Source organism: Paenibacillus sp. FSL P2-0121 (assembly GCF_037975345.1).
Taxonomy (GTDB): Bacteria; Bacillota; Bacilli; order Paenibacillales; family Paenibacillaceae; genus Paenibacillus_AQ; species Paenibacillus_AQ odorifer.
In genome coordinates this window covers 5,421,631-5,443,212 of the sequence record NZ_CP150245.1, presented here as the reverse complement: position 1 = coordinate 5,443,212, position 21,582 = coordinate 5,421,631, and the positions used below count along the sequence as shown (strand labels likewise).

At 44.8% G+C, this 21,582-nt stretch carries 13 protein-coding genes; 12 read left to right on the top strand and 1 reads right to left on the bottom strand.

All coding sequences use genetic code 11. The features are described 5' to 3' along the window. Positions 1-60: 60 nt before the first annotated feature. From MKY54_RS24055 to dnaJ, 12 genes are all read left to right on the top strand, one after another. A complete protein-coding gene (locus MKY54_RS24055; protein WP_254848730.1) occupies positions 61-1,866 on the top strand; it encodes a histidine kinase in 1,806 nt (601 codons plus the stop codon). After that, the gene (locus MKY54_RS24050) at positions 1,851-2,618 is read left to right on the top strand and encodes a response regulator (protein WP_076141556.1); all 768 of its coding nucleotides are present in this window, start codon (positions 1,851-1,853) and stop codon (positions 2,616-2,618) included. The genes MKY54_RS24055 and MKY54_RS24050 overlap by 16 nt, the downstream gene beginning before the upstream one ends. Before the next feature lie 95 nt (positions 2,619-2,713). Next, positions 2,714-4,018 (top strand): extracellular solute-binding protein, encoded by a 1,305-nt coding sequence (locus MKY54_RS24045; RefSeq protein ID WP_076141557.1) that lies wholly within the window; start codon positions 2,714-2,716, stop codon positions 4,016-4,018. Between the two features lie 91 nt (positions 4,019-4,109). After that, on the top strand, positions 4,110-4,994 hold the full coding sequence (locus MKY54_RS24040; RefSeq protein ID WP_249267723.1) for a sugar ABC transporter permease: 885 nt from the start codon (positions 4,110-4,112) through the stop codon (positions 4,992-4,994). A gap of 63 nt (positions 4,995-5,057) precedes the next feature. Next, entirely contained in the window at positions 5,058-5,885 is an 828-nt protein-coding gene (locus MKY54_RS24035; RefSeq protein WP_076129699.1) for a carbohydrate ABC transporter permease, read from the top strand. A 19-nt stretch (positions 5,886-5,904) separates the two neighbouring features. Beyond that, positions 5,905-8,181: an FAD-dependent oxidoreductase gene (locus MKY54_RS24030; RefSeq protein ID WP_339188178.1), complete on the top strand. Its 2,277-nt coding sequence runs from the start codon at positions 5,905-5,907 to the stop codon at positions 8,179-8,181. A 185-nt stretch (positions 8,182-8,366) separates the two neighbouring features. Then, positions 8,367-9,539, top strand: coding sequence for a radical SAM family heme chaperone HemW (gene hemW, locus MKY54_RS24025; protein ID WP_076105910.1), 1,173 nt, complete (start codon positions 8,367-8,369; stop codon positions 9,537-9,539). A 93-nt stretch (positions 9,540-9,632) separates the two neighbouring features. Beyond that, positions 9,633-10,124, top strand: a complete 492-nt coding sequence (locus tag MKY54_RS24020) for an N-acetyltransferase (protein WP_051490987.1) — start codon at positions 9,633-9,635, stop codon at positions 10,122-10,124. Between the two features lie 103 nt (positions 10,125-10,227). Further along, positions 10,228-11,259: a heat-inducible transcriptional repressor HrcA gene (gene hrcA / locus MKY54_RS24015; protein WP_036677493.1), complete on the top strand. Its 1,032-nt coding sequence runs from the start codon at positions 10,228-10,230 to the stop codon at positions 11,257-11,259. Between the two features lie 48 nt (positions 11,260-11,307). Beyond that, positions 11,308-11,889 (top strand): nucleotide exchange factor GrpE, encoded by a 582-nt coding sequence (grpE, locus tag MKY54_RS24010; protein ID WP_036677491.1) that lies wholly within the window; start codon positions 11,308-11,310, stop codon positions 11,887-11,889. 174 nt (positions 11,890-12,063) lie between these two features. Then, on the top strand, positions 12,064-13,911 hold the full coding sequence (gene dnaK, locus MKY54_RS24005) for a molecular chaperone DnaK (RefSeq protein WP_036677488.1): 1,848 nt from the start codon (positions 12,064-12,066) through the stop codon (positions 13,909-13,911). Positions 13,912-14,164: 253 nt separating this feature from the next. Next, a complete protein-coding gene (dnaJ, locus tag MKY54_RS24000; protein WP_036677487.1) occupies positions 14,165-15,289 on the top strand; it encodes a molecular chaperone DnaJ in 1,125 nt (374 codons plus the stop codon). A 1,672-nt stretch (positions 15,290-16,961) separates the two neighbouring features. Here the strand turns inward: dnaJ and MKY54_RS23995 are convergent. After that, positions 16,962-21,512 (bottom strand): S8 family serine peptidase, encoded by a 4,551-nt coding sequence (locus MKY54_RS23995; protein WP_339188175.1) that lies wholly within the window; start codon positions 21,510-21,512, stop codon positions 16,962-16,964. Positions 21,513-21,582 lie beyond the last annotated feature (70 nt).

Below are 21,582 nucleotides of genomic sequence, written 5' to 3'. Positions count from 1 at the left end.
CAGGAGCAGATTACAATAGGGGGAAGGATTGTAAGCACATACAAAGTGAGGGGAGTCCTCGTGAAGCGATTATATTTGAAACTTACGCCAAGTACCTTTAAGAATCGGATTTTGTTAGCCTTCTTGCTGTTGGTACTAACACCCATTGCCATACTCGTTCTATATAACTTTAAAGAGACAGAACAAATGCTGCAGGATAATGCGGAAACGAAGAACATAGAGCAGCTTATTGGTATTAAGAATGGTTTTGTTGATCTCATGAGTCTCGTGATGAAAACAGGGTCATTACTCGAACAAGATACGACGATTTTATCGATAATGAAGAATCCCGAGCAATCTGATGAAATCACGAGAAAAAAACTCGTTGAAAACAAGTTTGGAGCGATTGAAAATACATTCTTTATGAGTGGAGCGACGGTGTATTATACATTAATCGACCTTCATGGAAACGCATACACTTCCTTTATGCCAAAGGAAACCTTGAGCTACGACGAAATCCAATCGGAGGATTGGGTTCAAGCATTGAAGCGAGAAGGAACGAATCGATATATATGGAATCCGAATGACAAGAATAATGTGGTCCGGGAAAGTACAACAAGTAAGAAAATGCTTAGTCTCTATGAGGTTATGCGTGATAATGGTTTGAATATTTATGCCTATGCAAGATTAAGTATCGATTATGAGGAGTGGTTTACTAGATCAACGTTAGGGAGTAAACAGGAAGGGGCTTTATTTCTACTCGATGCCTTGGGGGGTGTGATGCTTAATCCGCTTAAGGATGAGACTTTTTCCCCTGATATTGCGCAGAGTATTGTGAAGAGTGCCAACCAGCGGCAGACGGGGCGTGCTGCATCCATTGTCGACCCGAAGGAGGAAAGTTTATACACATACAGCTACATCGAGGAGTTAAATGGCTACGTTGTTAAAAAGGTGCAGCTAGCACAGCTATTTCTTGAGGTAGACAAGCAGAAACGACGGTTTTTTGGTGGATTTGGAATCATTCTACTGCTATTTGTTCTATTAACTTATTTCATATCATCGACGATTACAGTACCGCTTAAGAAGCTACAGAAGAAGATGGAAATGACCGCTAAGACGAATCTCAAAATGAAATTACCCGAGCAAGGGCGGGGAGAGATTCTTGCCCTGACTCAGAGTTTCAATATCATGATCCATGATTTAAATGAGCTGTTGCAGCGACTTCAGCTTGAAGAAAAACAGAAGCAATTCGTTCGATTTCAGGTATTACTTTCGCAGATGAACCCGCATTTTCTACTAAATACATTGAATACGATAAAGAGCATTGCCTTAGATAAAGATGATGATGAAATTTATGGAATTTGTGTTTCACTAGGAAAAATATTGGAGACAACCTTAAATACTGAAGTCGATTTGATCCTGTTAAAGGATGAAATCGTACTAATAGAATCTTACATGGAGATACAGCGGCAACGTTTTGGACATGGGATTGAAATTCAATATGATATCAACGAGGAACTGCAATACGCATTAATCCCTAAATTTTGTCTGCAGCCCTTAATTGAAAATAGCTTGATTCACGGCTTCGGTCAGTCTGTAAAACAAGGGAGAATTGATATCTCCGCTAAAGTGACTGAGCAACAGCTGTATCTGCAGGTTAGAGATAACGGCATGGGGATAGAAAGAGCACAGCTGAATAAGGCTACACGGAAACGTAAAGGAATCGGTGTTCAGAATATTAGGGAGAGCTTGGAGCTGTTGTTCAAGAATCAACGGACAGGTATGGACATTGTGTCATCAGACACAGGAACTGAAGTGATCATCCATTTTCCATTCCTTATTTCAAAACCTTACGATGGAGGTAAGCTCACATGTGGAGAACGTTAATTGTGGATGATGAACAACCTGCGGTTAAAAGTATACGGAAGCTATTCTTAAAGGCTGGAATCCCGTTTGAAATTATAGGTGAGGCGGAGAATGGAGAAGTAGGCTTGCAAATGATTCGTGAGCTGCAGCCTGATGTGGTAGTGACGGATATTAATATGCCGGTGATGGATGGGGTGAAGCTTCTTCAAATTGCGCGAGAGGAAGGCTTCGACTGCCGGTTTGTAATGTTGACCGCATTGAGTGAATTTGAATACGCCCGGCAGGCGCTCGTATTTGGGGCTTCGGACTACATTTTGAAGTTATCTTTAGATCTCCAAGGCTTGAAGCAGACTATGGGTAAGGTCCAGGCCGAGCTGGAGCGAATGGTGAAGATGAAGAAGGCCGATAAATGGTTTCCTGAGAAGCAACAAACGGGACCGACAGATCATGTGGAGATGAACAAAATTATAGCTTATATTGAAGAACATTATGCTGAGGACATCTCGCTCAAATCCATGTCAGAGTTGATCCGGATGGATGCCAGCTATATAAGTGACTTATTCAAGAAAAAGACAGGGAAAACGTTGACCAATTATATTCAAGAGCGTCGGATTCAGGCTGGGAAAATGCTGCTTGCAGAAACGAAGCTAACAATTAGCGAGATTGGGCAGCAAGTAGGCTTTGAGAACGATAATTATTTTATAAAAATCTTCAAAAAGTGGTGTGGTGTCACGCCAAATGAATTCCGTAAAGAACCAAAAAACGTTCTATAAGTTCCCAAATGTAGTTCATCCCCCAGAATCCGCTCTGATGATAAAGTTATAGATGTAGAGCACAACACATAATCCTTCCAAGGGGGAAGCTATCTATGAAGAAAAAGTGGTATCCTGCAGTGCTTTCTGTCTTATTAGCAGGTACGATGCTGGCTGGTTGTGGGAGTGGTGGAAGTAATGAATCGCAGGGCAGCGCAAATGGAGAACCAGCAAAGGAGAAAATAAAGCTTACGATGTGGGGGGCAGTTCCTGCAGAAGCCGGGCCTCAAGCTGTAGTTGATAACTGGAATAAAGATCATCCAGATATTCAAGTCGAGTATATCCGTAATGTAAATGACGATGCAGGCAACTTAAAGCTGGACACTGCTTTGATGACCAATCAAAACATAGACCTTTTCATGAACTACGATCTTGCTCATTTACAGAAACGTATGGATGCAGGCGTTGCCTTGGATCTAAGCACGAAAACAGATTATGATATCGACAGCCAGATCGGCGAGGACGCAGCGATGTGGAAAATCAATGATAAATACTATGGGATTCCTACAAAGAAAAACATGGCGTTTGTATGGTTGAACAAAGATATGCTGGATGCAGCAGGATTACCGATTCCTGCGGTGGACTGGACTTGGTCAGATCTTGAGGAGTATGCGAAGAAGCTAACGAAACCTGGTGTGTACGGATTATTGCAGGCAGATTCCTCCTTCGCAACAACGATGGACGGTACGCTTGCTGGAATGGGTGTGAAACAGGCGGATGGTACTTCAAACTTTGGAAATGATCTCTGGAAACAGCAACTGGAAATATTGCATAACATGATGTTCGTGGACAAATCCACACCGGAATATGGGGAGCAGCTGACCAGTAAAATGCCGGTTGACACCATGTTCCTGCAAGGCAAAGCGGCAATGCTGGCAGCCGGTGAGTTTATTTTCCGCAATGCGAACAACTTGAAGGACTATCCGCATGATTTCAAAACCGCGTTCGCCGCTATTCCAAAAGTGAATAAAGATCAAAAGGATTATAAATATTCGGGCGGTGTGGGCGACATGCTTGCTCTTAATGCAAAGTCCAAGAACCTGGATGCGGCTTGGGAGTTCGCAAAATGGTATGCGGATGGCGGTATGCTGCCAATGGCAAGCGGGGGTCGTATTCCAGCCTCTAAGAGTGTGGACAGTAAGGAAGCGATGAGCCTTCTCTTGAATGGTGTAGAAGACAAATATGATACAGATTCAATGAATAATATTGTATTCGGCAAATTCCCATCCTTCCAGCTAAATGTACCTCAACAAGCCATTGATGCACGTAAAGAAGAGTATGAAAAATACTTCTTAAATAAGCAAGATATTGATACCACGATGAAAAATATGCAAACCCGTTCGCAAGAGTTAATGAAATAAAGAAATAGCTGGCACAAAAGAGAAGGAGGAAGAATTCTTCGTTCTTCTCTTTCGTGTACCCATTTTTCAGCATACGAAAGGCGGCGATACCGTGAAGCGGAGAAGCTGGATGGACAGACAAGGCTGGATCGGCATGACTTTTATTCTCCCGAATATGATTGGTATTCTCTTATTCTTTGTGATTCCTGCAATCTTTTCCTTTGTCCTGATGTTTACGAATTATCAATTTTCAAATCCGAATTGGCAATTTACCGGGCTGGATAATCTCAAACGGTTGTTCCATGACGATAATTTCTATGCCTCGATCAAATATACGGTGATATTCCTGATATCGGTTCCAGTATCGATGGTGCTCGCTTTTATTGTGGCGCTATTTCTAAACCGCAGTGTGTATCTTAAAGGATTATTGCGTGGAATGTTTTTCCTGCCGTATATCTCTAGTGGAGTAGCCGTTGCATTTGTCTGGATGCTGCTATTTCAGCCTTCACAGGGACCCATCAATGAACTGCTTCGCTGGATTGGCATAACATCGCCGCCAGGGTGGTTTGCGGATACGGAAACCGCAATGTATGCCATTGATATCGTACAGATCTGGCTGATGCTTGGCTACAATATGATCATATATTTAGCAGCACTACAGGAAATTTCGACAGAACAGCTGGAAGCTGCCCGGATCGATGGTGCAAGCACATTCAAAACAACATGGAAAATTGTATGGCCTCTTGTTAGTCCAACAACTTTTTTATTAATGATTACCGGATTAATTATGACGATGAAATCGTTCTCGATTATTCAAGCCATTACGGCTGGAGGACCTAGCGGAAGTACGACGGTCTTATCACTATTCGTTTATAAAACAGCATTCAGTTATTACGATATGGGATATGCTTCAGTCATTTCATGGTTCTTGTTCGCCGTCATTCTCGTCATTACAGTCATTCAGTGGATCGGCCAAAAGCGCTGGGTTCATTACTAATTAAACCCACAAAGTGGAGCTTTGCGGGAGGCCCCGAAACCATAAATTAAAGGAGCAGGCGGTATGAATGAAAAAGCAGGAAACATGAAGGTGAAGCTGCCAGTGACGATCATCATGTTTGTTCTAGGACTATTTATGATTGTGCCTTTTCTATGGATGCTCAGCACATCTTTTCAGACACCTGCCGAGGTGTTTAACGAATGGCTGCCTTCATCTCTCAACTGGAGCAATCATATTCGGGTGTGGACAGGAAGTTATGATTTTGTTCCGTATTATTTAAATTCACTTAAGATATCGATTATTGGGACTGCGGGAGCTGTGTTTCTATCTGCCCTTGCCGCTTACGGATTTTCACGTACTTCGTTTAAAGGGCGGGATGGCCTATTTGTCATATATCTATCCATGATGATGGTTCCACCGCAGGTGCTTTTTGTTCCTAAGTTTATCATGTTTAACTGGGTTGGGATTTACAATACGCATTTGGCCCTAATCCTTCCAGCCATGTTCTCGATCTTCGGTGTATTTATGCTTCGGCAGTTCTTTATGGGCATTCCTAAGGAAATTACGGAATCTGCTTTTCTGGATGGAGCCGGTCATTACAAAATATTTTTCCGCTTAATTCTGCCATTAGCGAAGCCGGCAATCGCTACGTTTGCTATTCTTGATTTCTCCTGGCAATGGAATGATTATGAGAATGCGCTTGTATTTTTGCAGAGCCCTAAGCTATATACCATTCCGCTTGGATTGCAGAATTTTATTCTTGAGAACAATGTGGATTACAACGGGATGATGGCCGCTTCGTCGGCTGCGATCATTCCAATGATTGTTATCTTCTTCATAGGTCAGAAATATATTATTCAAGGGATTTCTAGCTCGGCTGTGAAAGGCTAACTATAGGAGGGATACTGACATGAGAACAGAAACGGTTAAATCCGATGTGACAGTGGTCGGGGGTGGACTTGCAGGGATGAACGCGGCGATTGCTGCAGCACGTCTTGGGTTAAAGGTAGCACTGGTACAGAATCGTCCTGTACTTGGTGGTAACTCGAGTTCAGAGGTTCGGGTATGGGTATGTGGTGCAACAGGACATGGTGTAAATCGCTATGCACGGGAGACAGGCATTATGGGTGAGCTGTTCATCGAGAATCAATACCGGAACCCGGAAGGGAATCCATATCTATGGGATCTAACCTTGCTCGAAGCGGTGAAGGCAGAATCGAATATCAGCTTGTTCCTAAATACCGATGTACGTGAAGTGGAAGCGGAAGGTGAGGCAGAGGAGCGTACGATTCAGAGTGTGACCGGCTGGATGATGGGATCTGAGCGTTTAATCACGTTCGAGAGCGATGCTTTCATCGATTGTACGGGTGATGGTTTAGTGGGCTTCCTAGCAGGAGCGGATTTTCGATTAGGACGTGAAGCCCGTCATGAATTTAATGAGGAATGGGCACCAGAAGTGCCTGATAATATTACATTAGGCAGTACATTATTATTCTATACACAGGATACTGGAAAACCGGTACGTTATGTTGCACCCTCATTCGCGAAGGATATTACAACAACGTCTATCCCGATCCGCCGGGTCATTCGGAGTGGGGATTCAGGCTGTCACTACTGGTGGATTGAGTGGGGCGGCGAGCTTGATACGGTGGATGAGAATGAACGTATACGTGATGAACTATCCTCTGTTATTTATGGGATTTGGGATTACATTAAAAACTCAGGTCATTTTGATGCCGAAAATATGACGCTGGAGTGGGTTGGCTCAATTCCGGGTAAACGTGAATACAGACGGTTTGTTGGCGATACGATCTTAACGCAAAATGATATTCTTGCGCAGCGTGAATTTGCAGACCGGATTGGATTCGGAGGATGGTCGATTGATCTGCATCCACCGCAAGGGATGTACGCACAAGAGAGTGGCTCCAAGCATCTGCATGCGGACGGGATCTACCATATTCCATTTGGTTCGCTATATTCGAAGAATGTGCGGAATCTATTCTTCGCGGGTCGTAATATCAGTGCATCTCATGTGGCTTTTGGAACAACACGCGTTATGGCAACCTGTGCGATCATGGGTGAAGCAGCTGGAGCAGGTGCAGCTTTATCCGTCATCAAAGGTGTGACCCCACGTGAAATTCGCGAGCAGCATATGCATGAATTGCAACAGGTGATGTTAAAGCAAGATGCTTCGATTATTGGATTACGTAACGAAGATCCACTGGACCTCGCCAGAAAAAGCGAGATTCATGCATCCAGCACGTTGAATGGTATCCTGTTGGATCGTCCAGCCGAAGCTTATGAGCTTTCTCATGATGTAGGGATTTTGTTTCCGGTTGAAGGAAGTATCCGTGGGTTAAGGCTGCTTGTGTCAGCAAGTATTCAGACGCAGCTGACCGTGGAGATCTGGATGACTGGACGTGCGGAAAATTACGTGCCGGCGGAGTGCAAACAGGTTGATGTTTTAACAGTACAGGCTGGAGAACAGCATTGGATTGAAGTTCCGATACAAGAGGAGAAATGTAGTCTTATCGGCGAATGTAATATCTTCGCTATTATTCGAGCTAATGAACACCTTCAATTGCATATTTCACAAACCCCAATCACAGGTGTCATTACATTTGAGCGAGGTGCTAAATCCGTTGTTGATTCAGCGCTGGAGGATCATCAGCCAGATCAGCCGGTGATAGAGTGGAGCATGAAACAACTTGTACGCAGGCATTTCTGCTTTGCAGTAGAAACATCGGCATATGCTGCATCTAAAGTCATTGATGGATATGTTCGACCTTTCGCGGGACCACATAGCTGGGTTTCTGAGCCGATGACCGCGGGTAGATCGGAGTGGGTAGAGGCGCGTCTCCCGGATGCTGCTCCAGTCTCCGAAATCCATTTCACCTTTAATGATGATGTCAATGAAGATCTCATCAACTTACATCACCATGAAACGCCATTTCTAGTGATTCCTGAACTGGTAAAGAACTATGATGTAGAGCTGCTCATTGATGGCGCGTGGCAAGTCATGCTCCGTGTCAAAGATAACCATCGCCGGAAGAATGTTCATCGATTAGAGAAGCCTGTCCTTACAGATGCTGTCCGGATCGTTATTCATGAAACTAACGGTGGAGTACATGCCGAACTTGTGGAAATGCGGATTTATCAAGAAGCAACGGCTTTGCCGTCCTTATAGGGACGGTATCCGTTTCTGCGGGAAATACAAAATATATAGGATAACGTAAAACTTATACTTTCTTATATTATAAAATAGAGTTCATTTATAAATGAACGCCCTCGGAGGGAAGCCGTCAGGCTTCCCTTTTCTTGTTTTTTAGATTACACTATTCAAACGATATTTTTATATAAAGGAGACAGCTAATGACAACGAAGACTAATGGCCGTCCCCCTGAGGCTGTATACATTCATATCCCTTTTTGTACCAATAAGTGCTTTTATTGTGATTTCAATTCCTATGTACTCAAGGATCAGCCAGTTATGGATTATCTCGAAGCTTTGGATCGAGAGATGGAGCAGACCGTCAAGAACACCCCTCCGGGTGTTATCAAAACGATCTTCGTCGGCGGAGGCACCCCCACTGTTTTAAAACCTGATGAAATGGCTTATTTCTTAAAGTCTGTTCGCACGCATTTCCCCAACTGGGATAAAGATATTGAGTTCTCTATGGAAGCTAACCCTGGAACAACGGATCTGGACAAGCTGACGGTTATGAAAGAAGGCGGCGTGAACCGGGTGAGCTTTGGTGTTCAAGCATTTCAGAACGAGCTGCTCACAGGCATCGGCCGGATTCATAATGTAGATGATGTATACCGGAGTCTAGAGAATGCACGTGCAGTTGGACTAAATAATCTTTCGGTTGACCTGATGTTTGGGCTGCCTAATCAAACTGTTGAGATGTTGGGCGAAAGTATCCGCAAGGCGTTGGAGCTGGATCTACCCCACTATTCTATTTACAGCTTGAAGGTGGAGGAGAATACTCTTTTTCACACGCTGTTTAATAAGAACAAGCTTCCTCTTCCTAATGAAGAAGATGAATTGCAAATGTACCTCCTGTTGATGTCCTCTATGAAGGAAGCGGGTTACAATCAATACGAGATCAGTAACTTCGCGAAACCAGGAATGGAGAGCCGCCATAATATCACCTACTGGCGTAATGAAGATTATTATGGTCTAGGAGCAGGAGCACATGGATATGTGGGGCGTCAGCGGCATATTAATGTTAAGGGCGTAAATCCATATGTAGAAGCCACACGTAAAGGGCTGCCACGACTGGATGCATACCCAATCTCAGAAGCAGAAGCGATGGAAGACTTTATGATGGTCGGCTTGCGTATGCATGAGGGCGTCTCTAATGAAGCTTTTCAGGCGCAATTCGGGCGTTCAATAGAGGAAGTATTCGAAAAATCCTTGCATAAAATGCTGCATGCAGGGCTGTTGGAACAAGAAGCAGGGGTTTACCGACTCAGCAAGCAAGGAATCTTGTTTGGGAACGATGTTTTTGCTGAATTTGTAGGCGCCCTGACAGAAGTTTAATTTTAAAATACCCCTTGAATTGTAATTCACTCTGTTGTATATTTATTCATATTATCAACAGAGGGGTGAACCAAAGTGCTTGCCAAGACGGAAATGATTCGCCATTCGTCTCCAGCGGGAGACGCACAGGTGATTTGTAGAAATGCTGTGGTAGAAGACGTTGAGCCATTGTATCTAATGATAGAAGAGTATGCCCAGCGCGGCATCATGTTGCCCCGTTCCCGGCAGGCGCTGACACGCCAGATCGATCAATTCGTAGTTGCCGAAATCGAAGGCAGATTCGTAGGCTGTGGTTCACTTTTCAAGCTCGGGAATGATCTCGTAGAGATTCGTTCAATTGGATTGAATGATGAAGGTAAGGGTAAAGGCGTAGGCTCCATGATATTGGCGAAGCTGGTCGAGGAAGCTAGGAACCAGAAAATCCCAAAGGTTATGGCACTAACCTATGCTGTTGATTTTTTTCTTAGAAATGGATTTGAAGTTGTCCAGAAAGAGATTTTCCCTGAAAAAGTATGGACAGATTGCGTGAATTGTAAAAAGCAGCATGCCTGCGATGAAATAGCAGTGCTTAAGATACTGAACTGACTTGACAATGTCAATGTCAGTTTGGTATTTTTGTATTAGTGGTTAGCACTCATCTGAGTCGAGTGCTAACGAATCGGAGCCACAGCCGATAGGAGGGAATAACATGTTAACTGATCGCCAGAGAATGATACTAAATGCAATTGTGGATGATTATATTTCATCGGCAGAGCCAGTAGGATCTCGCAGCATTTCTAAACGGGGAGATGTAGGATACAGTCCGGCTACGATTCGAAATGAAATGGCTGACCTAGAGGATTTAGGTTATCTCGAGCAGCCTCATACATCGGCGGGAAGAATTCCTTCCCATAAAGGATACCGATATTATGTGGATCATTTGGTACCGTGGAATTCCGCCGAAACGGCAGAAATGGGCACGATCCGCGCTTTTTTTGCCGAGAAGCTAAATGCAATGGAGCAGGTAATCCAACATGCGGCGATGATTCTTTCCAATATGACGAATTATACTTCCATCCTGCTGGGACCGGAGGTTTTTCATACTTCATTGCGTCATTTTCAGTTGTTACCATTAGATGATACAACCGCTGTGGCCATTATCGTCACAAGTACGGGGCAAGTTGAGAATCGTACGGTGAACATTCCGCCGGAGATTTCTGTTTCCGAGATGGAGAAAGTGGTTAACCTACTGAATAGTAAACTGGTCAATGTACCACTCTATAAGCTGAAGACTCGGCTCTATTCCGAGCTTGGCGAAGAAATGCAGCGTCACATCTCACATTATGAAGAATTAATGCAGGTGCTGGACACCGCGCTGGAAAGCGATCAAGAGCAGCGCATCTATCTCAGCGGAGCAACGAATATGCTGACACAGCCTGAGTTCAAAGACGTAGACAAGGTGAAGAGTATTCTTGATCTGCTGGAAGAGACACCGACACTGCTCAAAATGCTGGCCCCTACAGTGGGTGGCACAGGTATTCAAGTACGAATAGGAACAGAAAACAATCACGAAGCGTTCGCTAACTGTAGTCTGATCACCGCCACTTATTCACTTGATGGGCAGGCACTAGGAAGCATTGGGATCCTTGGGCCGACCCGTATGGAATATGCAAGAGTGATGGGGATCTTGGGCATTTTATCCCGAGATTTGACAGCGATGCTGGCGCACTGGTATAAGTGAACAGAGTCAACATGATTTCGTGAATGATTTTAAGGAGGTGAAGACAACTTGAAAAAGGAACAAGTTCAAGATTCTAATGAATTCAAAGAGGAATTGATCAATGAGGAGCCTGTAGCTGAAGTAGTCTCAGATGCCGACTCATTTACAGCTGAAAACGTTAGTGAAGGTGCTTCAGATACAGGTGCTGAGGTGAAACGCCTACAGGATCTTGCTGATGAATATCAAGGTCGTGCACTGCGTGCACAAGCTGATTTTGATAACTTCCGTCGTCGTACCCAGAAGGAAAAAGAAGAGTTGGCTCAATATGCTACCTCCAAGCTCCTGACGGAATTGCTTTCCGTGCTGGACAATTTCGAGCGTGCGTTAGTCACTACTCCAGCTAATCCTGAATCCGAAGCTTTCGCGAAGGGCGTTAATATGATTTTCCGTCAGCTGGATGGGGTATTGAAGGCTGAGGGGCTTACAGCTATGGAAACAGTAGGACAGCCTTTTAATCCTGAATACCATCAGGCTATTATGCAGGTTGAGAGCGAGGAGTACGAAGAGGGTATCGTTACAGAAGAGGTTCAAAAGGGATATCTTCTGAAAGATAGAGTTCTTCGTCCGGCCATGGTCAAAGTCAGCATGTAGTCTGTCTATATAGGACGGGCAGTTTCTGCTCGCCATAAAGCAGCAGTGCTTTTGCCTACTATTTATCCGATTGCAGGCTGTTGCCGGATAGTTTATTATCAATCGAATTTTTTTGATATTTTTATAAATTTATTGAGCTTAGGCTCCATATAACTTTAGAGGAGGCAAATTATTGTGAGTAAAGTTATCGGTATTGACTTAGGAACCACGAACTCTTGCGTTGCCGTTATGGAAGGCGGCGAAGCCGTAGTAATTCCAAACCCAGAAGGCGCGCGTACAACCCCTTCGGTTGTAGGTTTTAAGAAAGACGGCGAGCGTATCGTCGGTGAAACGGCTAAACGCCAAGCGATTACTAACCCTGACCGTACGATCAGCTCTGTTAAACGTCACATGGGTACTAACCACAAAGAAAGCATTGATGGTAAAGACTACTCCCCACAAGAAATTTCGGCAATGATTCTGCAAAAGCTGAAATCCGATGCAGAGGCTTATCTTGGTCAAACTGTTACTCAAGCAGTTATCACTGTTCCTGCTTATTTTAATGACAGCCAACGTCAAGCTACCAAAGATGCAGGTAAAATTGCAGGTTTGGAAGTTCTGCGTATTGTGAACGAGCCAACAGCAGCAGCTTTGGCATATGGTCTGGAGAAATCCGAAGATCAAACCATTCTAGTCTATGACCTTGGTGGCGGTACTTTTGACGTATCCATCCTTGAACTTGGTGATGGCTTCTTCGAAGTAAAAGCTACAAGCGGCGACAACAAGCTGGGTGGCGACGACTTTGACCAAGTGGTTATGGATTACCTGGTATCCGAATTCAAAAAAGAGCAAGGCATTGATCTGAGCAAAGATAAATCTGCTGTACAACGTTTGAAAGATGCAGCTGAAAAAGCGAAAAAAGAATTGTCAGGCGTACTGACAACAACTGTATCGCTTCCGTTCATCACTGTGGTTGACGGCGTACCTCAGCACTTAGAGATCAACTTGACTCGTGCGAAATTTGATGAACTGACTGCTGGTCTGGTAGAACGTACTTTGGGACCAACTCGTCAAGCATTGTCTGATGCTGGCATGACCCCTGCAGACCTTACTAGAATCGTTCTGGTTGGTGGTTCTACACGTATCCCAGCTGTACAAGATGCTATCAAAAAGCTTACTGGCAAAGAACCACACAAAGGTGTGAATCCGGATGAAGTAGTAGCTCTTGGTGCTGCTGTTCAAGCGGGTGTATTGACTGGTGATGTTAAAGACGTTGTATTGCTTGATGTAACTCCGCTTTCCCTGGGTATTGAAACTGCAGGTGGCGTGTTCACGAAGATGATCGAGCGTAATACTACGATTCCTACAAGCAAATCCCAAGTATTCTCAACCTTTGCTGACAACCAACCTAGCGTAGAGATTCACGTGCTACAAGGTGAGCGTCAAATGGCAAATGGCAACAAGACACTGGGACGCTTCATGCTGAACGAGATTCCACCAGCACCACGTGGCGTGCCACAAATCGAAGTTTCTTTCGATATTGATGCCAACGGTATCGTAAATGTATCTGCAACAGATAAAGGCACGAACAAGAGCCAAAAAATCACTATCACTTCTTCCAGCGGCCTGAGCGACGCAGAAGTAGAACAAATGATGAAGGATGCCGAGCTTCACGCTGAGGAAGACCGTAAGCGTAAAGAACTGGTGGAAGCGAAGAACGGTGCTGACCAACTCGTGTATTCTACTGAAAAAGTAATTAAAGACCTTGGCGATAAAGCTGATGCTTCTGATGTTGAAAAAGCAAATGAAGCTAAAGATAAAGTTAAAGCAGCACTTGAAACTGACAATCTTGAAGAAATCAATGCAGCTACAGAAGCATTGACTGAGATTGTACAACAGTTGTCCATGAAGCTGTACGAACAAGCTGCTCAAGCTGAGCAAGGTGCTGAAGGTGGCGCTGGAGCCGCTGAAGGCGCTCCTAAAAAAGATAATGTAGTTGACGCTGACTATGAGGTTGTTGACGAAGATAAGAATCAAGGGTAACCTTATACGATAAGTGTAATAGGAAACTGATAAATTCTTATATAGTTAAGAAGGGAAGGTCAAAACCGGGTCATCCCGTGTTTTGACTTTCCTTTTGTAATATCAGATTGCACACTCTTTGCGAATGCGCCTTCTGATATTGTAAGAATAAACATCGCTGAATCTGGATGGTCAGATCCTGAGGCTTTATCGTATAATGGTTTGTTTGACAGGTAATAAGGAATTTGAGTATGTATGCACGGAGGTGAAAGCAGTGGCAGATAAACGCGATTATTATGAAGTGCTTGGCCTTAGTAGAGATGCTTCAGACGATGAGGTGAAAAAAGCGTACCGGAAATTGGCGCGCCAATATCACCCAGACGTGAATAAAGCAGATGACGCTGAAGCTAAGTTTAAGGAAGTAAAAGAAGCTTATGATGTTCTTAGTGATGGACAACAGCGAGCTAGATATGACCAATATGGCCATATTGACCCTAACCAAGGTATGGGCGGCTTCGGAGGCGGCGGTGGTGGCGACTTCGGAGGACTTGGCGATATCTTTGATATGTTCTTTGGAGGCGGCGGACGCCGTGATCCTAACGCACCGCAGCGCGGTGGGGATTTGCAGTATACCATGACCATTGAATTCAAGGAAGCGGTATTCGGCAAAGAAACCGATATTACTATTCCACGTACAGAAACTTGCGATACCTGCTACGGCTCCGGGGCTAAACCGGGCACTAAACCAGAGACTTGTTCCGTATGTCATGGTAGTGGACAACAGGAATTCGTACAGAATACACCGCTTGGACAGATGCGTAATCGTCGTCCTTGTTCACACTGCAGTGGTACAGGTAAGATTATTAAGGAAAAATGTACGACTTGCGCCGGACAGGGTAAGGTTAAAAAGCAACGCAAGATCCATGTGCGTATCCCGGCCGGTGTTGATGACGGTGCACAGCTGCGCATGACTGGCGAAGGCGAAGGCGGCTTACGCGGCGGTCCTGCTGGAGACTTGTATATTGTTATCCGTGTCAAATCGCATGATTTCTTCGTGCGTGAGAACGATGATATTATGTGCGAGGTTCCGCTTACGTTTGCACAGGCAGCACTTGGTGATGAAATTGAAATTCCAACCTTAACCGAAAAAGTGAAGCTGAAGATTCCTGCCGGAACGCAAACAGGCACTTTCTTCCGCCTCAAAGGTAAAGGTGTTCCACGTCTGCGTGGATCTGGCCAAGGTGATCAGCATGTACGGGTAATTGTTGTGACACCTAGCAAGCTCAATGAAGAGCAAAAAGAATTGCTACGCCAGTTCGCTTCTCTGAACGGAGAAAACACACATGAGCACGAGCAGTCCTTCTTTGATCGTGTGAAACGTGCGTTTCGCGGGGACTGATATCTTAACTCATTCATTCAGTAAATGAATAGAAAAAGACAGCAGAGCAGCGACCTCCCGTTATTGGGGGATCGCTGCTCTGCGTTTTTGTCCAGGCATGAGATTAGGGCAGGGCCAGTTAACCAACCTCATGCAAATCTTTGGAGGAGCTGTGATGCTTGAACCTGCGGAATTCTGCGTGTTTGGCTAACTCGGCCAATCCCGTAACCTCGGTAAACCTGGTAACCCCGGTAAATTCGGTAACCCCGGTGACCCCGACAAGTCCGGCAACCCCGGCAACCCCGAACCGCGAACCGCGAACCGCGAACCGCGAACCGCGAACCGCGAACCGCGAACCCTGTAACCTTGAAACCCCCGACTGGTCTCCAGCTTTTTTAAACACACTATATGCTTTGAATTATCTAGGTGGGCTTGCGGACCCAGAAGACGCTATTTGCAAATTTATCGCCTTTTGAGCGAAGTTTCGGACTCCAGCGCAGCTATTGCCCAGAAAAGCGCTCATATTTGGTGTTTTTCGTGCTAATAGCGACTATGGGGTCCGTTGGCATGGCAAATAGCGCATAATCCAGCGTTTAAGTGCAACTGTGTCCGATAGCGCTGAGAATAATCATCCGAGTGGATAGGACCCAGAAGAGGCTGGAGGCATACGGACCCAGCTGACGCTATTTGCATATTTATCGCCTTTTGAGCGAAGTTTCGGACTCCAGTGCAGCTATTGCCTAGAAAAGTGCTCATATTTGGTGTTTTTCGTGCTAATAGCGACTATGAGGTCCGTTGGCATGGCAAAAGTCGCATAAATCAGCGTTTAAGTGCAACGGTGTCCGATAGTGCCGAGCATAATCTTCTGCGTGGATAGGACCCGGAAGAGGCTGGAGGCATACGGACCCAGTTGACGCTATTTGCAAATTTATCGCCTTTTGAGCCAAGTTTCGGACTCCAGTGCAGCTATTCCCTAGAAAAGTGCTCATGATTGGTGTTTTTCGTGCTAATAGTGACTATGGGGTCCGTTGGCATGGCAAATGTCGCATAATTTAGTGTTTAAGTGCAACGGTGTCCGATAGTGCCGAGCATAATCTTCTGCGTGGATAGGACCCGAAAGACGCTGGAGGCATACGGACCCAGTTGACGCTATTTGCAAATTTATCGCCTTTTGAGCCAAGTTTCGGACTCCAGTGCAGCTATTCCCTAGAAAAGTGCTCATGATTGGTGTTTTTTGTGCTAATAGTGACTATGGGGTCCGTTGGCATGGCAAATGTCGCATAATTTAGTGTTTAAGTGCAACGGTGTCCGATAGTGCCGAGCATAATCTTCTGCGTGGATAGGACCCGGAAGAATCTGGAGGCATACGGACCCAGCTGACGCTATTTGCAAATTTATTGCCTTTTGTGCGAAGTCGGACTCAGCTGATGCAATTAGCACATTTTTCTCCTTTTGAGCGAAGTTTCGGACTCCAGTGCAGCTATTGCTCAGAAAAGCGCCCATGATTGGTGTTTTACGTGCTAATAGTGACTATGGGGTCCGTTGGCATGGCAAATGTCGCATAATTCAGCGTTTAAGTGCAACTGTGTCCGATAGTTGCCTCGTATACGCCGCAGATGTGACCTTAAGACGAGAAAGCCCCAGCAGCCAAATGGCTGCTGGGGCTTTCTTTGAGAGTTCAACTAGATACTGTTTAAGAACGTAGGTCCTCAAACACACGGCTCAGAATCGTTGCTGCTTGTGCACGAGTCAGAGTGCCTTGTGGATTGAAGTTGTCCGCACCAACGCCCTTGAGATAACCTTTGCTTACAGCATAGGCTACGGCGTTACGTGCTTCTGCAGCGATGTTGTCGGCATCCTTAAAGCTCAAAGGAGTCTTAGCTACTGTAAGATCAGCGCCTAGGGCCTCAGCAATGATAAGGGCTGCTTCTTCGCGAGTCAGCACATCGCGTGAACCACTTTGTTTGATACGAGTATTCCATGTGTCACCTTTTCCGAGTAGACGGTCGAAGAGCGTTAACAGTTCCGCTTGATTTAAGGTGTCAGCAGGCTTGAAGCTGCCATCGGTTCCTTTGCCGGCAATGATGCTATGAGCAGCAAGAACTTCGATATCGCCTTTAGCCCAGTGTGTGCCGATATCCTTGAAGCTTACATTACGGGATGCAACGCTATAAGAGCCGTCGCCAGTAACTGTAAACTGTAGAATACCTTCTTTAGAGAAAGATCCAGGTTGCAGATAGGACCATTTATGATCCTTTGTTTCTGCATAGGCGGCAGTTTTTCGAGCATCACGTAGACTGCTGTCTTTTAGATTAAGCTGAAGGGTAACCGGCTTTCCGGTTGTCCAACCATTTTTGATGGTAAGAATGGAAGAACCAATATTGATCGCAGCTGAGCTTCCTGATAACACTGCTGCATCACTAGCATCAGCCAGACTTATCGTAAGCAACAAACCACTGCTGCTAATGAAATCCGGAAGGGTTGCCGCTGGAATAAGAACATTGAATCCATTACCGTTAAGGCTGAGTGCATTCTCCGATTTCTTCAACTGTTCAGCTTGCGCCGGGGTAAGCGTAATAACGACTTGGCTATACTTATTGAAATTCACATCGCTAAGATCAAGTACAGAAGTCTTATCTTTTGCATTCTGAATCGAATTTGTTAATGCAGTATCTAAGATATTAAACACCGCTGAAGCTTTACCACTAGCTGGATCGGCTGTCTCTACTAGCTTCCCGGATTTGGAAGAAGGTCCAGGAGTGGGAGTGCTGGTTGCTGTAGGTACATACGACTCAGAAGATGGAGGCGATGTAGGCGATGGTGTTGGTGTCGGTGTTGGTGTTTCTGTTGGATCTGGCGTTGCTGATGGTGTTGGCGTTGGTGTCGGTGTCGGCGTTGGTGTAGGTTTTTCAGGTGTGTTTACAGTTACACTTACTGTTCTCAAACCAGATGGGATAGTTGATGTTGTGGCATCATTCCAAATCTGGACATCATATAGCTCAAAGGAATAATCTCCTGCTGTTGCTGGTTCGAAGGTTATTTGGGCTAGTGAGCCAGAGCCGTGATAAGCACCTCCTGACAGATTGACACTATATTGTGTCAGTTTGTGGCCGTCTCCAAGATCATACGTTTGTGAATATTCTGTAAGTGGAACACTAGAGAAATGCTCCTCTTGATACGTAACCAGCTGTACGCTTGGCTGGATTACCGGTGTTTCAAGGGAATCATCGTATATGACACCGAATGAAGCCCCATAGACGCCATAAACCTCATCTGTCACGGAATAATCTAAATTAACGGTCACAGATTGTCCTACTTCAATGGTGGATGCAGAAAGAGCCGGAGTTACTGTGAAAGTACCGTCCCCTGTGCTATAAAGCAGCCGCTGAACGTAATCATCGTCGTCTGCACCATTGCCAACTTTATCGACCACATGGACTTTGTACTCATTTAGCCCCTCGTTAACAGGAACATCAATGGTAAAGGCACCGTTATTTGCAATCACACCGCCAAATTTATAAGCATTCCCATCATAATGTTTGCCTTCGGCATATACGGTAAACCAGTTTCCAATAGGGTTTGTATTAGAAATATAATAGGCCATTAGGTCATCATCAATGAAACCACTAATTTGTGCCACGCCAGGATCGGTTGGCGCTTCGCGTTCATACTCCTCAATGGTGATGCCGGAAACTAGTGGCTTCTCGGTATCAATTGTGAACTCGGCCTTTTGTTTCTCGAGCAGTTGCCCATTGGGAAGCACAGGAATGATGTAGTAGTGACCATCTGCTAAAGTAGACTTGGCGGAGGTCTCCAGGTCTGTTAATGTTCCATCCCAATTTGGAACTTCGTATACACCACGATAGATCTTCTCATCGATCGCATAAACTTCACCTAAAACTGTTTCAGGAGCATCTTTTGAAGAGGCAACGAAACTTATGCCTTCCAGCTCTTCATTGACAGAAAAGGTAAAGGTGGTGTCGTCTGAGCGACCATCACCATTAGGTGAAATTTGTGGACTTTCAAAAGAGAGCTGATTAATAGGTGCTACATTAAATTGGTCACCTACAACAACGTTAAATGGCAGACGAAGGGTTTCTGTATCAGAGGTAAGTAACAGGATGCCTTCATGTGCGCCCTCTTTTGCTGTTTTAGATACATTGAGTGTAAATTGTGCATATTGATCTGCCCCTGAGGTAACGCTGTTTGGTGCAAAATCAATACTAATATCAGTAGGAGCTTCTGTCAGCCATTTGGTGGACAGGGTGTATGTTTCTCCATTCCCTTTAAAGTCCTCTACATAGACAGCTTTCGTTACAGTAACACCCTTTGGCTGTAAGCCGAAGGATAAGGAACCTGTGTAATAAGGAATTTCAACAGTACCCGGAAGACCGCTGTTAAGGATCTCACCGACTTTAGCAATGGATTTAGCGTTTATCGACTTCTCCAGATTAATTAAACCTGCACCTTGTTGGTACAAGGAGTAAGAATTCCCATCACGGTTAAAGATAGGATCAGCATTGTTCATCAGCAGAGCTTTAATTTCATTTGGCTTCAGATCAGAGTTTTTACTCAGTAACAAAGCCACAGCTCCTACAACATGTGGGGTTGCCATGCTAGTACCATTTTTTAAGCCGAAAGCATGGTCATAGTTCCCATCCCAGCTAGGGATCGTCGAGTTGATATTGACTCCGGGCGCTACAACATCAGGTTTTATTAGATAATCGGGCATCCCTGGACCCATAGAACTGAAGTTTGCTAACTGATTTACTTCAAGCGCTATATAGTAACTGATTATATCTTTAGCAGCAGCCATCTGAGTTTTTATTTTTTTGCCATCGGCTTGACTGATTCCGTAGGTAGGAATGTAATCCCCAGGCGCACCAAGGGTGGGGCTGATTTCACCAGGCTCATTATTGGCAATCAGCAAAAGCTTCGCACCAGCAGCTTTGGCATTAAGAGATTTGTCTGAGAAGCTCAGCGAGCCCCGATCAACAAGCACTACCTTATCTTTGACATCCAGATTTTTGTAATCGGAATGACTCCCAAGACCAGCGAAAACGATCTTACTGCCAGCAATATTATCGATTAAATCTGGGGAGTAACTGGCTAATGTCCCGGGAATCTTTTTAACATCGCCAATATCAAAGAAAGGGGTATTTATCGGAGTAGTAGAAGCTCCAACACTAAGCGCGAGTTGGGCACCAGCGGGTTCGCCCAGTGTTCCTGCATCCGGTCCAGCGTTACCGGCGGCAACAATAACATTCACGCCCGATTTTACGGTATTGTCTATCGCGATTGAACTCGCGGAATAGCTTTGGTTGACACTAGAGCCTAGAGAAAGGTTAATCACATCTGCTCCGTCATCGACTGCTTTCTCAATACCCGCAATTACATCTGCTGTGGAACCAGATCCATAGGGACCAAGTACGCGATACGCATACAATTCTACCTCAGGTGCCACATCTAAAATTGTCCCGGCAACGTGTGTACCATGCGAGGTTTCGTAAGGAGTACCTGCTCTTGGAGGGAAGTTAGCATCAGGGGCTGTTTCAGCCGGATCATCATCCTGATCATATACATCATAGCCACCCTTATAATTATCTTTTAACAAAGGGTGATTCTTATCAATACCAGTATCAACAACAGCTACCTGTATATCTTTGCCTGTGTAACCTAAATCATGTAGTTTGTCCGCGCCTATTAGCTTGCCGCTGTCTGAATAGGAACGTGTAACAGGTAATGTCGCTACTTCAACACTGTCTGCTAGTGCATGTACTTCTTCATTTGGATAGATAGCCGCAACGCCTGGAAGCTCTAACAGCTTGTTTACTTGATTGGCTGGCAGCGTAATGGAATACCCGTTAAAAATCTCACTGTATTCAAAACCGATATCGGCATCGATTTTCTGTGTTGAGGAAATAAAGCTTTTATGCTCTGAGATAATTTTACTGCGTTGTGAGGAGACTGAGGATCGTAAAGAATAAGTTTTTGCCTCATTTACATACACACTGACTGGTTTATTAGTCAATTCCACAATTACTGATACTGGTGCTGAACCTTTGAGTATTCCAGCATAGTTATGAGGGGTTACACTTTGAGACTGTACATCCGTAACCAGGGTTGAAGATTCAAGGGATGAGTTCGCAAATGCAGCTGATGGAAAAAGAACAGACACAGCCAGTCCGAAGCTTGCCGCTCCAATACCAAATCTTTGAATAGAGTGTTTAAAGGTACGTTTCAAATAAGTTCATCCTCCCAAATGAATTTTTTTGTATTGCAATGAGTCTGTGGTTCTCCTCCTCAAAATAAAA

Coding starts and splice junctions, on each gene's coding strand:
- MKY54_RS24050 (WP_076141556.1), top strand. CDS start 1,851: ATGTGGAGAACGTTAATTGTGGATGATGAACAACCTGCGGTTAAAAGT.
- MKY54_RS24045 (WP_076141557.1), top strand. CDS start 2,714: ATGAAGAAAAAGTGGTATCCTGCAGTGCTTTCTGTCTTATTAGCAGGT.
- MKY54_RS24035 (WP_076129699.1), top strand. CDS start 5,058: ATGAATGAAAAAGCAGGAAACATGAAGGTGAAGCTGCCAGTGACGATC.
- MKY54_RS24030 (WP_339188178.1), top strand. CDS start 5,905: ATGAGAACAGAAACGGTTAAATCCGATGTGACAGTGGTCGGGGGTGGA.
- hemW (WP_076105910.1), top strand. CDS start 8,367: ATGACAACGAAGACTAATGGCCGTCCCCCTGAGGCTGTATACATTCAT.
- MKY54_RS24020 (WP_051490987.1), top strand. CDS start 9,633: ATGATTCGCCATTCGTCTCCAGCGGGAGACGCACAGGTGATTTGTAGA.
- hrcA (WP_036677493.1), top strand. CDS start 10,228: ATGTTAACTGATCGCCAGAGAATGATACTAAATGCAATTGTGGATGAT.